General features: G+C 45.6%; 8 protein-coding genes and 4 tRNA genes. 3 read left to right on the forward strand and 9 right to left on the reverse strand.

The features are described 5' to 3' along the window. Positions 1–259 precede the first annotated feature (259 nt). The 3 genes from KFE80_03700 to uvrB (KFE80_03710) all read right to left on the reverse strand — a co-directional run bounded on the left by KFE80_03700 (position 260) and on the right by uvrB (KFE80_03710) (position 4,017). Positions 260–336: transfer RNA gene (locus KFE80_03700), tRNA-Val, on the reverse strand. A 53-nt stretch (positions 337–389) separates the two neighbouring features. Next, on the reverse strand, positions 390–1,904 hold the full coding sequence (locus KFE80_03705; GenBank protein ID UTW46013.1) for a hypothetical protein: 1,515 nt from the start codon (positions 1,902–1,904) through the stop codon (positions 390–392). A 100-nt stretch (positions 1,905–2,004) separates the two neighbouring features. Beyond that, the gene (gene uvrB, locus KFE80_03710; protein UTW46014.1) at positions 2,005–4,017 is read right to left on the reverse strand and encodes an excinuclease ABC subunit UvrB; all 2,013 of its coding nucleotides are present in this window, start codon (positions 4,015–4,017) and stop codon (positions 2,005–2,007) included. Between the two features lie 193 nt (positions 4,018–4,210). Here uvrB (KFE80_03710) and KFE80_03715 point away from each other — a divergent pair. Further along, positions 4,211–4,286: transfer RNA gene (locus KFE80_03715), tRNA-Asn, on the forward strand. Positions 4,287–4,515: 229 nt separating this feature from the next. Here the strand turns inward: KFE80_03715 and KFE80_03720 are convergent. The 3 genes from KFE80_03720 to uvrB (KFE80_03730) all read right to left on the reverse strand — a co-directional run bounded on the left by KFE80_03720 (position 4,516) and on the right by uvrB (KFE80_03730) (position 8,270). Beyond that, positions 4,516–4,585: transfer RNA gene (locus KFE80_03720), tRNA-Val, on the reverse strand. A 57-nt stretch (positions 4,586–4,642) separates the two neighbouring features. Continuing rightward, entirely contained in the window at positions 4,643–6,157 is a 1,515-nt protein-coding gene (locus KFE80_03725) for a hypothetical protein (GenBank protein ID UTW46015.1), read from the reverse strand. Positions 6,158–6,257: 100 nt separating this feature from the next. Further along, positions 6,258–8,270 (reverse strand): excinuclease ABC subunit UvrB, encoded by a 2,013-nt coding sequence (gene uvrB / locus KFE80_03730; GenBank protein ID UTW46016.1) that lies wholly within the window; start codon positions 8,268–8,270, stop codon positions 6,258–6,260. 193 nt (positions 8,271–8,463) lie between these two features. Between uvrB (KFE80_03730) and KFE80_03735 the strand changes: the two genes are divergently transcribed. Together KFE80_03735 and KFE80_03740 are read left to right on the forward strand one after the other, a co-directional pair. Then, a tRNA-Asn gene (locus KFE80_03735) sits at positions 8,464–8,539 on the forward strand. A 221-nt stretch (positions 8,540–8,760) separates the two neighbouring features. After that, on the forward strand, positions 8,761–9,849 hold the full coding sequence (locus KFE80_03740; protein ID UTW46017.1) for an undecaprenyl-phosphate alpha-N-acetylglucosaminyl 1-phosphate transferase: 1,089 nt from the start codon (positions 8,761–8,763) through the stop codon (positions 9,847–9,849). On the opposite strand, the gene KFE80_03745 is transcribed toward KFE80_03740, so the two are convergent. From KFE80_03745 to KFE80_03755, 3 genes are read right to left on the reverse strand one after another with little or no spacing between them, the layout of a single operon-like run. Then, positions 9,846–10,994, reverse strand: coding sequence for a glycosyltransferase (locus KFE80_03745; protein UTW46018.1), 1,149 nt, complete (start codon positions 10,992–10,994; stop codon positions 9,846–9,848). The genes KFE80_03740 and KFE80_03745 overlap by 4 nt on opposite strands. Positions 10,995–11,007: 13 nt before the next feature. Beyond that, a complete protein-coding gene (locus KFE80_03750) occupies positions 11,008–12,300 on the reverse strand; it encodes a hypothetical protein (GenBank protein ID UTW46019.1) in 1,293 nt (430 codons plus the stop codon). An 18-nt stretch (positions 12,301–12,318) separates the two neighbouring features. After that, positions 12,319–13,593, reverse strand: coding sequence for a hypothetical protein (locus KFE80_03755; GenBank protein UTW46020.1), 1,275 nt, complete (start codon positions 13,591–13,593; stop codon positions 12,319–12,321). Positions 13,594–14,274 lie beyond the last annotated feature (681 nt).

A 14,274-nucleotide genomic window follows, 5' to 3' on the forward strand; every position in this document is an offset into this window, starting at 1 on the left:
ACGCAGGGTCACTTGGGTTGTAGAAATTTGGTGGGCAAGTATATCTGCGATTGAATTGGCTCGCTACATTGTTTGACGACTGGCGAGCTTGCGATCGGATTGGCTCGCCACATCCATGCGGCTCAGGCTACGCCCGTCTGCGCTTTGCTTCGACGCCCAAATTTGCTTCCTGCAAATTTGTCGAACGGCGGTTGAACCTCACGCGTCTACCATATACACAAAAGCCCTTATGCCGTTGGCATAAGGGCTTTTGTGTATATGGTAGACGCGATCGGATTCGAACCAACGACCCCCACCATGTCAAGGTGGTGCTCTAACCAACTGAGCTACGCGTCTAGTGTTCGTTTGAGGGCACGTAATTTAGCAGCGCTCTTACAGCTTAGCAAGGCTCAGCTTGGCTTTTTCAACCAATTCACCATCATTGCTACTACCATAACGCCGAAGAAAGTAAGGAAGAACAGGAGCGCATAGATCAACACATCGCGCTTGCCTACCAAAGAGCCCGTTACTTTCATCTCGTCGGAACCGCCTGTTTTGTATAGAACGCCGCTGTAACCAAAGCTTTCTTTGCTCAGCTTGTCGTACAAGCGATTAGTCACTTCCACATAGGATTTTAGTTTTGCCAAAATGACCGGAAAGCGTTGCTCGAGGGTCGCCACATAACGTTCTTTAACGTCACTTTGGGCACCATTGTCAGATACAGCCTTTAGAACCGCTTTCATTTTGGCAATATCAAAGTCGATATCCGATGCCTTCTTTTTATGCTCTAGAATCTCATTGGTAAGGTCTTGGCGGTACTTCAACTCCTCACCCTTCTGGCTCAGGTCAATCACTCGATCAAGAAACTCACCATCCAATTGAGGGGTGGCACTTGAAGTCGCACCATTTATAGATCCACCTTTCGATAAAGTAGAGTTGTAACGATCCAATGTTTCACGAATTACCTCAGCTTGAGACAGCTCGTGCTCTTTCTCTCGTTGCAGATCTCTGATTTTGTACTCATAGTATAAGCGCACAATTTCCATGTCTTTGGTAACACCCAAATCCTGTATGGGGGTAACCAGCTGCTGCAAATCGTATGTCACTACGTCAGCAATGGCTTTTTCCAGGTCGGTCAAACGGTAACCTGATTCTTCATCTACCACTACCTGGCCGTTTGGGCGAGTCAGCAACTCTTCGATATTTTGCTTAATGAGGTCAACGTTATCCCTAACCAAGTCCAGAGCGATCATGTAATCCAGAGAGTCAAACCGCTCTTGATCAAACATCTTGCTGGAATAGATGGCGATATCGAGTTTTGCAACGCCATCGCTATCAATAGCTTTTTCTGCCCACAAGCGGGGCACATCCAGGAGCAGTTTGTCGATTTCGTTTTCAGGCAGACGTACACCTTTGGATGGTTTAAATGAAATCACTGCTGAGCGAACACTGGCCTGTTCCAGCTCCATTTTCATCTTTTCCTGAAGCGCAGTAATTTCTTCACCAGTAATGCCTTTTCGGCCAATTGCCGATTCGTACTTTTTAACAATCAGATCATAGTCAGGGGCATAAGACTGAATGGTGAAACTTTGAGTAAATGCGGCTTGTGGCACATTAAGCTCAGCTAGGCCGCTCTCTTCATAGGCTGTGGACAATACTCTAGGGGAAACAACATCCGCGATGCGAAAGGGTGTTCCGTTTGGGTACTTGCCCTGCTCTACGCCTTTAAAGGTAAACTGGATAACTCTGCTGTATGTAGAGGGTGAAGGCGATAATACCTGCTTAACTGCCCACAGCCCCCAGTAAGCCAAGGTGACCAACACAACCGCCACAATCACTGAGCGGCGAACAGCCCACATATTGGTAAACAGCTGTTTTAAATCAATCTCATCACTTGCCTGACGAGTCGCTTCTATATTATCCATCTGACTTATTTGATTCCTGCTATCAAGTTTCCATTAGTTGGCGTTCGCCGGCACTGGCTCGCCGCAAGGCGCCGATAATACCACTTACCCTTTCACAGACCTATACAGCAGCCCGTACTTTTGCGATCTGATCGCGTATTTTGGCCGCTTCTTCAAATTCCAGATTCTTGGCGCACTGGTACATTTTCTCTTCCAGCTCAGCGATGCGGATCGCTTGCTGTTTCGGATCATCAATTGCGATGCCCACCGAATATTCAGCCTTGGCCTCAGCCACTTTCTGCAAACGGCCTTTTCTTGGCATACCTGGAATCACTGCGCCTTCCAATATATCTACTACAGCTTTTTTAACGCCTTTAGGGGTAATACCATGTTCTTCGTTATGAGCAACCTGCTTGCTGCGGCGACGCTCTGTTTCGTCCATGGCGCGCTGCATAGAACCAGTTACCCGATCTGCATAGAGCAGCGCCTTGCCATTTACGTGGCGTGCGGCACGGCCAATGGTTTGGATCAGTGATTGCTCTGAGCGCAGAAAACCCTCCTTGTCTGCATCAAAAATCGCCACCAGAGAGACTTCTGGCATGTCCAAACCTTCCCGAAGCAAGTTAATCCCCACCAACACATCGAATTCGCCACTGCGTAGATCACGGATAATTTCAACGCGCTCAACCGTATCAATATCTGAGTGCAGGTAGCGAACGCGGACGCCATGATCTGCCAGGTATTCCGTCAAATCTTCCGCCATCCGCTTGGTGAGCACCGTAATGAGCACCCGCTCATCCGCCGCCACCCGAATACTGATCTCAGAAAGCACATCATCCACCTGAGTACCAGCTGGACGAACTTCCAGCTCTGGGTCTACCAAACCAGTGGGACGTACCACTTGCTCCACTACTTCACCGGCATGCTCGCCCTCGTACTTGCCAGGTGTGGCCGAAACAAAAATTGCTTGCGGAGCCAGATGTTGCCATTCATCAAACCGCAATGGGCGGTTATCCAGCGCTGAAGGCAGGCGAAAGCCGAACTCCACAAGAGTTTCCTTGCGAGAACGGTCACCTTTATACATAGCGCCAAGCTGAGGAATAGTAACGTGGGATTCGTCGATAACCATCAACGCATCGTCTGGCAGGTAGTCGAACAAACATGGCGGCGGCTCACCGGGCTGGCCACCAGACAGGTAACGTGAGTAATTTTCAATGCCGGTGCAATAACCCAGCTCCTGCATCATTTCCAAATCATAACGAGTACGCTCTTGCAAGCGCTGGGCTTCCACCAATTTACTGTTGGAACGCAGTTGCTCCAAGCGTTCGACCAATTCTTGCTTGATTTGCTCAACAGCTTCCAGAATGGTTTCGCGGGGAGTGACATAGTGGGTTTTGGGATAAATAGTAAAACGGGGTACCTGGCGGAGGATTTCGCCAGTCAGCGGATCAAATACTGACAACCGCTCTACTTCATCGTCGAACAGCTCTATTCGCAACGCTTCAAACTCAGAATCCGCAGGATGAACATCAATCACATCGCCACGCACGCGGTAGACGGCGCGACGAAAATCCATATCGTTGCGACTGTATTGCAGCTCTGCAAGGCGACGCAGCAATGTGCGCTGATCAATACGTTCACCACGCACCAAATGAATCACCATCTGGTGGTAGGATTTTGGATCACCCAAGCCATATATAGAAGAAACAGTAGCTACCACCACCACATCGCGACGTTCTAGCAAAGCCTTGGTGGCTGACAAGCGCATCTGTTCGATATGCTGGTTTACAGAAGCGTCCTTCTCGATAAACGTATCGGAAGATGGCACGTAGGCTTCTGGCTGATAGTAGTCGTAGTAGGAAACGAAATATTCCACCGCATTATTGGGGAAAAACTCTTTGAATTCCCCGTAAAGTTGGGCAGCCAACGTCTTGTTGTGAGCAAGAACAATGGTGGGACGCTGAATTTCCTGAATAACATTAGCGACTGTAAAGGTCTTGCCGGAACCGGTAACCCCTAGCAAGGTTTGTGAAGCCAATCCAGACTCGATACCCGCAACCAGGCCCTGGATAGCCGTGGGTTGATCCCCGGCCGGGGAGTAGTTGCTGTCTATAGAGAAGGTTTTGTCGCTCACAAAGCCACCAAGCGCTGGATGAAAACTCGCTACTATACTGGCAATGGCACCGAAATACCCCACCAAAGATCAGAATCGAGCCATTTATCAAATAAAATCAGATAGTTAGAAAGAAATGAAATTTTCAGCATAAGGACTTGACGCACCAGAGACAGATGCCTAATATACGCGACCTCAGCGCAAGCTGATCCGTTCCGCCTTAGCTCAGTTGGTAGAGCAAATGACTGTTAATCATTGGGTCGCTGGTTCGAGCCCAGCAGGCGGAGCCAAACAGATAGTGTAATTAGGCTATAAAACCAAAAACGAGAAGGTCAGCACATTGCTGGCCTTTTTTGTAGATAAAATGTCATCCCAATTGAGATGCGAGACGTTGTTCAAGGCGAATAAATTGGATATCCCTATCTAGATTACGAGTACATAAAAAGTTAACATTCACTAGATACAATTAGTGCCCGTGCCCAGTCGATAGGGAATATTGAGAATATTAGTTATGTCTGCACATTGGGATCGGATTCGAACCAACGACCCCCACCATGTCAAGGTGGTGCTCTAACCAACTGAGCTACGCGTCTAGTGTTCGTTTGAGGGCACGTAATTTAGCAGCGCTCTTACAGCTTAGCAAGGCTCAGCTTGGCTTTTTCAACCAATTCACCATCATTGCTACTACCATAACGCCGAAGAAAGTAAGGAAGAACAGGAGCGCATAGATCAACACATCGCGCTTGCCTACCAAAGAGCCCGTTACTTTCATCTCGTCGGAACCGCCTGTTTTGTATAGAACGCCGCTGTAACCAAAGCTTTCTTTGCTCAGCTTGTCGTACAAGCGATTAGTCACTTCCACATAGGATTTTAGTTTTGCCAAAATGACCGGAAAGCGTTGCTCGAGGGTCGCCACATAACGTTCTTTAACGTCACTTTGGGCACCATTGTCAGATACAGCCTTTAGAACCGCTTTCATTTTGGCAATATCAAAGTCGATATCCGATGCCTTCTTTTTATGCTCTAGAATCTCATTGGTAAGGTCTTGGCGGTACTTCAACTCCTCACCCTTCTGGCTCAGGTCAATCACTCGATCAAGAAACTCACCATCCAATTGAGGGGTGGCACTTGAAGTCGCACCATTTATAGATCCACCTTTCGATAAAGTAGAGTTGTAACGATCCAATGTTTCACGAATTACCTCAGCTTGAGACAGCTCGTGCTCTTTCTCTCGTTGCAGATCTCTGATTTTGTACTCATAGTATAAGCGCACAATTTCCATGTCTTTGGTAACACCCAAATCCTGTATGGGGGTAACCAGCTGCTGCAAATCGTATGTCACTACGTCAGCAATGGCTTTTTCCAGGTCGGTCAAACGGTAACCTGATTCTTCATCTACCACTACCTGGCCGTTTGGGCGAGTCAGCAACTCTTCGATATTTTGCTTAATGAGGTCAACGTTATCCCTAACCAAGTCCAGAGCGATCATGTAATCCAGAGAGTCAAACCGCTCTTGATCAAACATCTTGCTGGAATAGATGGCGATATCGAGTTTTGCAACGCCATCGCTATCAATAGCTTTTTCTGCCCACAAGCGGGGCACATCCAGGAGCAGTTTGTCGATTTCGTTTTCAGGCAGACGTACACCTTTGGATGGTTTAAATGAAATCACTGCTGAGCGAACACTGGCCTGTTCCAGCTCCATTTTCATCTTTTCCTGAAGCGCAGTAATTTCTTCACCAGTAATGCCTTTTCGGCCAATTGCCGATTCGTACTTTTTAACAATCAGATCATAGTCAGGGGCATAAGACTGAATGGTGAAACTTTGAGTAAATGCGGCTTGTGGCACATTAAGCTCAGCTAGGCCGCTCTCTTCATAGGCTGTGGACAATACTCTAGGGGAAACAACATCCGCGATGCGAAAGGGTGTTCCGTTTGGGTACTTGCCCTGCTCTACGCCTTTAAAGGTAAACTGGATAACTCTGCTGTATGTAGAGGGTGAAGGCGATAATACCTGCTTAACTGCCCACAGCCCCCAGTAAGCCAAGGTGACCAACACAACCGCCACAATCACTGAGCGGCGAACAGCCCACATATTGGTAAACAGCTGTTTTAAATCAATCTCATCACTTGCCTGACGAGTCGCTTCTATATTATCCATCTGACTTATTTGATTCCTGCTATCAAGTTTCCATTAGTTGGCGTTCGCCGGCACTGGCTCGCCGCAAGGCGCCGATAATACCACTTACCCTTTCACAGACCTATACAGCAGCCCGTACTTTTGCGATCTGATCGCGTATTTTGGCCGCTTCTTCAAATTCCAGATTCTTGGCGCACTGGTACATTTTCTCTTCCAGCTCAGCGATGCGGATCGCTTGCTGTTTCGGATCATCAATTGCGATGCCCACCGAATATTCAGCCTTGGCCTCAGCCACTTTCTGCAAACGGCCTTTTCTTGGCATACCTGGAATCACTGCGCCTTCCAATATATCTACTACAGCTTTTTTAACGCCTTTAGGGGTAATACCATGTTCTTCGTTATGAGCAACCTGCTTGCTGCGGCGACGCTCTGTTTCGTCCATGGCGCGCTGCATAGAACCAGTTACCCGATCTGCATAGAGCAGCGCCTTGCCATTTACGTGGCGTGCGGCACGGCCAATGGTTTGGATCAGTGATTGCTCTGAGCGCAGAAAACCCTCCTTGTCTGCATCAAAAATCGCCACCAGAGAGACTTCTGGCATGTCCAAACCTTCCCGAAGCAAGTTAATCCCCACCAACACATCGAATTCGCCACTGCGTAGATCACGGATAATTTCAACGCGCTCAACCGTATCAATATCTGAGTGCAGGTAGCGAACGCGGACGCCATGATCTGCCAGGTATTCCGTCAAATCTTCCGCCATCCGCTTGGTGAGCACCGTAATGAGCACCCGCTCATCCGCCGCCACCCGAATACTGATCTCAGAAAGCACATCATCCACCTGAGTACCAGCTGGACGAACTTCCAGCTCTGGGTCTACCAAACCAGTGGGACGTACCACTTGCTCCACTACTTCACCGGCATGCTCGCCCTCGTACTTGCCAGGTGTGGCCGAAACAAAAATTGCTTGCGGAGCCAGATGTTGCCATTCATCAAACCGCAATGGGCGGTTATCCAGCGCTGAAGGCAGGCGAAAGCCGAACTCCACAAGAGTTTCCTTGCGAGAACGGTCACCTTTATACATAGCGCCAAGCTGAGGAATAGTAACGTGGGATTCGTCGATAACCATCAACGCATCGTCTGGCAGGTAGTCGAACAAACATGGCGGCGGCTCACCGGGCTGGCCACCAGACAGGTAACGTGAGTAATTTTCAATGCCGGTGCAATAACCCAGCTCCTGCATCATTTCCAAATCATAACGAGTACGCTCTTGCAAGCGCTGGGCTTCCACCAATTTACTGTTGGAACGCAGTTGCTCCAAGCGTTCGACCAATTCTTGCTTGATTTGCTCAACAGCTTCCAGAATGGTTTCGCGGGGAGTGACATAGTGGGTTTTGGGATAAATAGTAAAACGGGGTACCTGGCGGAGGATTTCGCCAGTCAGCGGATCAAATACTGACAACCGCTCTACTTCATCGTCGAACAGCTCTATTCGCAACGCTTCAAACTCAGAATCCGCAGGATGAACATCAATCACATCGCCACGCACGCGGTAGACGGCGCGACGAAAATCCATATCGTTGCGACTGTATTGCAGCTCTGCAAGGCGACGCAGCAATGTGCGCTGATCAATACGTTCACCACGCACCAAATGAATCACCATCTGGTGGTAGGATTTTGGATCACCCAAGCCATATATAGAAGAAACAGTAGCTACCACCACCACATCGCGACGTTCTAGCAAAGCCTTGGTGGCTGACAAGCGCATCTGTTCGATATGCTGGTTTACAGAAGCGTCCTTCTCGATAAACGTATCGGAAGATGGCACGTAGGCTTCTGGCTGATAGTAGTCGTAGTAGGAAACGAAATATTCCACCGCATTATTGGGGAAAAACTCTTTGAATTCCCCGTAAAGTTGGGCAGCCAACGTCTTGTTGTGAGCAAGAACAATGGTGGGACGCTGAATTTCCTGAATAACATTAGCGACTGTAAAGGTCTTGCCGGAACCGGTAACCCCTAGCAAGGTTTGTGAAGCCAATCCAGACTCGATACCCGCAACCAGGCCCTGGATAGCCGTGGGTTGATCCCCGGCCGGGGAGTAGTTGCTGTCTATAGAGAAGGTTTTGTCGCTCACAAAGCCACCAAGCGCTGGATGAAAACTCGCTACTATACTGGCAATGGCACCGAAATACCCCACCAAAGATCAGAATCGAGCCATTTATCAAATAAAATCAGATAGTTAGAAAGAAATGAAATTTTCAGCATAAGGACTTGACGCACCAGAGACAGATGCCTAATATACGCGACCTCAGCGCAAGCTGATCCGTTCCGCCTTAGCTCAGTTGGTAGAGCAAATGACTGTTAATCATTGGGTCGCTGGTTCGAGCCCAGCAGGCGGAGCCAAACAGATAGTGTAATTAGGCTATAAAACCAAAAACGAGAAGGTCAGCACATTGCTGGCCTTTTTTGTAGATAAAATGTCATCCCAATTGAGATGCGAGACGTTGTTCAAGGCGAATAAATTGGATATCCCTATCTAGATTACGAGTACATAAAAAGTTAACATTCACTAGATACAATTAGTGCCCGTGCCCAGTCGATAGGGAATATTGAGAATATTAGTTATGTCTGCACATTGGATACCCATTGCTTTTCTCTGCGTTACTTCATTTATTTCAACAGCTCTTCTGGTGCCGGTGGCTCATAAAGTAAAGCTACTCGACATTCCCCATGGACGAAAAGATCATGCAGGAAATATACCTCTAGTTGGCGGCCTAGGTATCTACATATCAGTCATTCTTGGCTGTACTATTTTTTGCGAGCTGAATAGACAGCTAATGGGTTTACTTGCGCTAGGTGGTTTGATAACTGTAACTGGCCTGATTGATGACAAATTCGATATATCAGCTAAATTTCGCCTTATGGTACAAATTCTCGCTAGCTTGGGTTTGGCAACAGGTGCCGGGCTTAGCTTGCAATCTGTAGGTGATATTATTGGCATTGGATCAATTCAGTTAGGCTTGCTCGCCATACCAGTAACTGTACTGGCGGTTGCAGGCATCACAAATGCTTATAATATGACTGACGGCATTGATGGTTTAGCAGGCTCAATGTCCTTAATAGCAATTCTTGGCTTACTGATTACCGTGTATCCACGCGCCTCTGAGAGTGAAATTAATCTTCTTTGCTTTTTTGCTGTATCCATTTCAGTATTTTTAATTTTTAATCTAAAGTGTTCTAGAAAATCCAGTAAAAAAATCTTTATGGGTGATGCCGGAAGCATGTTCTTAGGATTCGTTATCGCAGGCTTGATGATTTATTTTACACAAAAAGGCAATACTCAGATAAAACCCATAACTGCGCTTTGGCTAATCGCTGTGCCTTTAATCGATATGGTTAGCACAATGATCCGGAGAGTGCTAAAAAAACAGTCACCACTCAATGCAGATAAGACACATTTACATCACATTCTTATCAAAGGTGGACTTAGCTCGAGGCAGTCTCTTATTACAATAATCATTTATAGTTGCTTATGCGCAATTATTGGCATCAGCCTCTCAAACGTGCCTCAGTATATTAGCACAGGAGTATTCGGCTTAGTCTTTTTCATACACCTTTACATACTGAGGCATGCTTACAAAGCATCAAAAAAAGTTAAGTATCTATTACTTATCATAGGTAAAGCCAGAAGGCGTAAGATACTATCTTATTAAGTTTTGGAAGCTGCCTTTCCAGGAATCATAAGACCCTGGTAAATCTGCACGATTTCTTTGACCATTTTTTCTACAAGAAAGAATTCCTCGAACCTTTTCCTCGCACCATTCGACATAGCCGAATAAAGATTTTCATTATCATGAAGCCTGATAACAGCAGCACAAATAGCCTCTGCACTCTTTGGTGGAACTACTATACCTGAATTACCATGTTGATTAACCCAAGGTACTCCGCTTCCAGGGATTTCAGTAGATATTACGGGTTTACCAAACATCATACTCTCAAGTTGAACTATTCCAAATGCCTCAGAGCGTTCTACTGAGCTCATACAGAATATATATGAATGCCTGTACAAAGACAAAAGATCTGAATACTCAACTCGGCCAAGAATAAAGACCTTATCACTAAGCCCCAAGTCGACCACTAAATTTTTCAACTCTGCCTCTTTCTCGCCTACGCCAGCTATGACTGCAATAGTATCCTCTGGATATCCAGAGGCAGAGCGTATTAAGTACTCAAAGCCTTTATAATAAACTAATCGGCCAACACCAAGAACAATCTTTTTATTTCTCGCATTCTTTGGAAGTAGCCTTGCTGCCGTAAACTCTACATCATCTATCCGGTCTTCAATCCCTATGGGAACTACTTGGCATTTCTCTTGAAAAGGCTGTAAATCTTGCGAACCTTCCATATAAACTTCAGAGGTTACTATGATTACATCAGCCCGCCTCAACATAAAATTCTGAAGAGGCTTAAAAAGATTCAGCAGAAGCCTCTGCTTAACAACATCGCTATGCCAATGAACTACGAGCTTTTGTTTACGAACCAAAGGAAACAGAAATACGGCTAAAGATGCAATTGGGTTAGGCGCGTGTAAGTGAATAAGCTCATAGCTCTTTCGCAGTAAGGCCCACTTTCTTATATAAGAAAATGAAAGTGGCGTAGAAGATAGAACTATCCTAGAAAACTGCCTAAAGACTAGACCTTCTGGGAGTTCTTCCTTGCGAGATTCTGGTTTTTTAGTAAAGCATAAAACATCTCCGGAATGACCACATCGAGTGATACCTACCGCCAAATCGGATGTTACCTGTTCAATTCCACCAAACTCTGGAGGGTAAAATTTAGCCAACTGCAATATTTTCATAAAAATCTCAGAACTATCGAAAAACCTCTGCTCTATATCCTAATACCTTGCACAAGAAGGCAAAAAATATAAATGATGTAATCGTGTAAAGCCCCTGAGCAAATACTAACAAGCTTACGACAGGAGCAAAGAAAAGACATATTAAAAAATATATTAGCATCGGATACACCGACACACTTCCTTTCATAGCTTTCCTCGAAACGAGGCCAATAAGCCCCCCTAAAAAAAGAACAAAAAAATAGCCCAAAACACCAAAGTCAATAAAAACTGGACCAAGAATTGTGTTAAACACCCCTTGTCGAACCTGGGCATCTTCCACAACTGAGGAATAATCTCCTAGTGGAATCATATAACTAACAAATTTGAGATAAACATTAAAACTATAAGCTCCCATGGAATGCCATGATTTATGATTTTCATACAAGTATAGAAATTCAAAAAAACCATGCGTGTAATATTGGGAAAAGTTTATAACCCCAAACAACAAGGAATCCATACCTGAGAGATCGCCTCTCTCCAAGATTGCGACAGCACCATCACTTATTGTCGCAAACTCAGCGTACCCCGACATATATGCACTAACTATTGGATCCAATCCCATTTGCTCAGTTCGCGATATGAACAGCAAGCCACTCCCCCATATAGCTGCAACCATAAACATTACGAACGCAGGAAGAACCCACTTATGCGTACGAAAAACTTCAAAAACCAACAAACAGACCAAGATAAAGCTGGCCAGAACGAGGACTGAAGATCTGGAACCGATCCAAACCGCATCCAGAGCAGGAAACAATGCAATTGGAATCAACCAAAGAAGGCGAGAAAAGTTCCTCATGCCAGTTCGCCAAACAATAAATGACATAAATATGACAACATAGCAAAATGGCACAGTCACTGCGGAAGCTATTGAAGCCAATCCAACCCCTGCCTCTGCCAGCGACTCTCTCGCTGCAAAAAAGTCCCCACTTAACGATGCTCCACGAACGATAGCTCTATCATATATCCGCAATAGCGCCCCAACTCCAGCTACAACAAGACTACAGCGCCATATTTTTAGCGTCTTTCTTCTTGATACAGCTAAAAGTTGAACTCGCTTAAATACAAACCGAGCGCCAATAGCTAACCCTACAATGAGCAACAAACAGGAGAGAACAACATAGCCCACCCCTTCCCAACGGAAGGAGTAGTCTGTTGTTATTGGCGAAAAAAGATAGATTAGTACAAAGATTAAAATCCCACACAACAACGTCATTATCGGCGAAGGCATCGCCAACCGAAACACCAACATATCCTGTTGACTCTTCACCAAAAAATTCCCCACAACTTAAAATACAAGAAAATAAAGCAAAGGAATCATTAACAATGAAACTAGAGCAGAGAGCAGCCTGACCACACTATCGGCCATATGTTTCTTAAAAAAATACACTTGACAAAAGCAGGTCACACTATAGGCAAGAACCCAGGAGAGCAATATTTGCTTTAATCCAACACCACCATTGAAATAGAAATAAAGATACAAAGACAGCATTGCCATCAAACCGAAGACTAGCGACTTCAATTGGCAAAAGCTCAGGTGATTGCGATGCAGCCCCCCCTCCAAGGAAGCCGTGGCAGACCACAATCCCATAGAGACAATAAAAAATGGAACCAAATTAAGATACTCGCTCTTTAGAGAGGCTCCACCAAAATCCCAATAGTCTTGAGCAAACAAAACTCCGAAAAACACTACCACCGAAAGAATGACCACAGCCAATGCGACAATCAATATGCGCGCTTCAAAGCTTTTATACTCAGCTGAATATATTTCCCGAAAAAAAACTGTAGAAACGAATTGATGAGCAACTATCGCGATTGAAGCCCATCTAAACATCACCGAATACTCAGCTACAGCCTGAGTATCACCATTAATTCCAAGCAGAAATCTTGGTGAAACTGACAAAAAAACAGCCAAAGCAGAAGAGACCATAATTGGAACTCCTCTTTTCAGGAAGGGCAACCATTCCGACACCAAGAAAAAGCCACTGGCACTTCTAGATGTAGAGATCACAAAAACAGCACAACTGATTAATAACGACGTCACTAAAACAGAGTAGATATAAGCATCAAGCCCTGCACTAAAGCAGTAAAAAACACCAAGATAAACTAGGAGAGAGATATAAATCGAACTCTCTACCACAGATGCGTATGCGCCAAAACCAGATGCTTTCATATAGGATGAAAGAGCACATTGAAAGCAATAAAGTCCGCACAAAGATAGAATCAACGAGACAACTTCATTTGACACCCCTGATATGAGCGCCACTACTGAAGCAACTGATAAAGTCGCACCTAATAGTAAGGAATACCTTAGAGCATACGATATCCTTCCGCTCTTATTGTCACCAAGCAAATCATAAGATATCACTCCACCACTTCCCAAAGAAACAACTGCTCCCACAATCAAGGCGACAGAAATGCTCCACTCTATATCCCCGTAAGATTTTTCACCAAGAAGATAGGCGGCCAGTAATGGGGCAAGTAACACAGAGCTTTTAGCAAAAAAAAAGACAAACCCGTGATGCAACAGCTTGCTAAAAATCCTTGACGCAGCGCTAACCATAGACATTCTTCTTGTTATGAACTTCTTCAACGAGCTTTTTCGACTTCACTTTAGGATATCGTGAACGCGACTCCTCATATTCGAAAGGAATGTATCGCAATGGCTGCCCAACATACATACCAGGCTCGAGTAAAGACTTGGCTACAACCGAAGCCGCCCCAACCGTGACCCCATGGGCCACCGTCACTCCAGCATTAAATATGCTTGATGATCCGATATATACGTTATTCCCTACTCTGATTGAGCCATCAACTCTAAACCGCCCCGTCCCTCTCACATCATGGATATACCCATGAGTCCATAGCTGGGAACCAATCCCCGCAACCGTTGTATAATCCCCGAGGATGACACTCCTCGTACAATCCATATAGTGTCTCGAAGTAATCTTTGACAACATGCCTAATTTTAAGATTGATCGCCCCCAGACAACCCCCTTTGGGGCGCGCCTTATGATATTAAAATTACCAATTGCCGCCGTATTTTTTAGGACAACTATAATAGGCCCGGAAATCCTGTTAGCATTTTGTATATAAGCATTCTCAGACAATGCCAGCGCATCAACTTTAATAACGTTAAAGAACCCTATCCTTGAACCCGAACCGAGCCTCACCGAACGAGTCAGAATCAACGAGTTGCAAATTTTCGCATTCTTATCAACATTCCAGCCGAGCCCTCTTAGCA

The organism is bacterium SCSIO 12696, from assembly GCA_024397955.1.
Lineage (GTDB): Bacteria > Pseudomonadota > Gammaproteobacteria > Pseudomonadales > Porticoccaceae > SCSIO-12696.

What these genes read in the sequence shown, in the direction of transcription:
- KFE80_03755 (UTW46020.1), bottom strand. Translation starts at nt 13,593, where the DNA reads ATGGTTAGCGCTGCGTCAAGGATTTTTAGCAAGCTGTTGCATCACGGG.
- KFE80_03745 (UTW46018.1), bottom strand. Translation starts at nt 10,994, where the DNA reads ATGAAAATATTGCAGTTGGCTAAATTTTACCCTCCAGAGTTTGGTGGA.
- KFE80_03740 (UTW46017.1), top strand. Translation starts at nt 8,761, where the DNA reads ATGTCTGCACATTGGATACCCATTGCTTTTCTCTGCGTTACTTCATTT.
- KFE80_03705 (UTW46013.1), bottom strand. Translation starts at nt 1,904, where the DNA reads ATGGATAATATAGAAGCGACTCGTCAGGCAAGTGATGAGATTGATTTA.
- KFE80_03725 (UTW46015.1), bottom strand. Translation starts at nt 6,157, where the DNA reads ATGGATAATATAGAAGCGACTCGTCAGGCAAGTGATGAGATTGATTTA.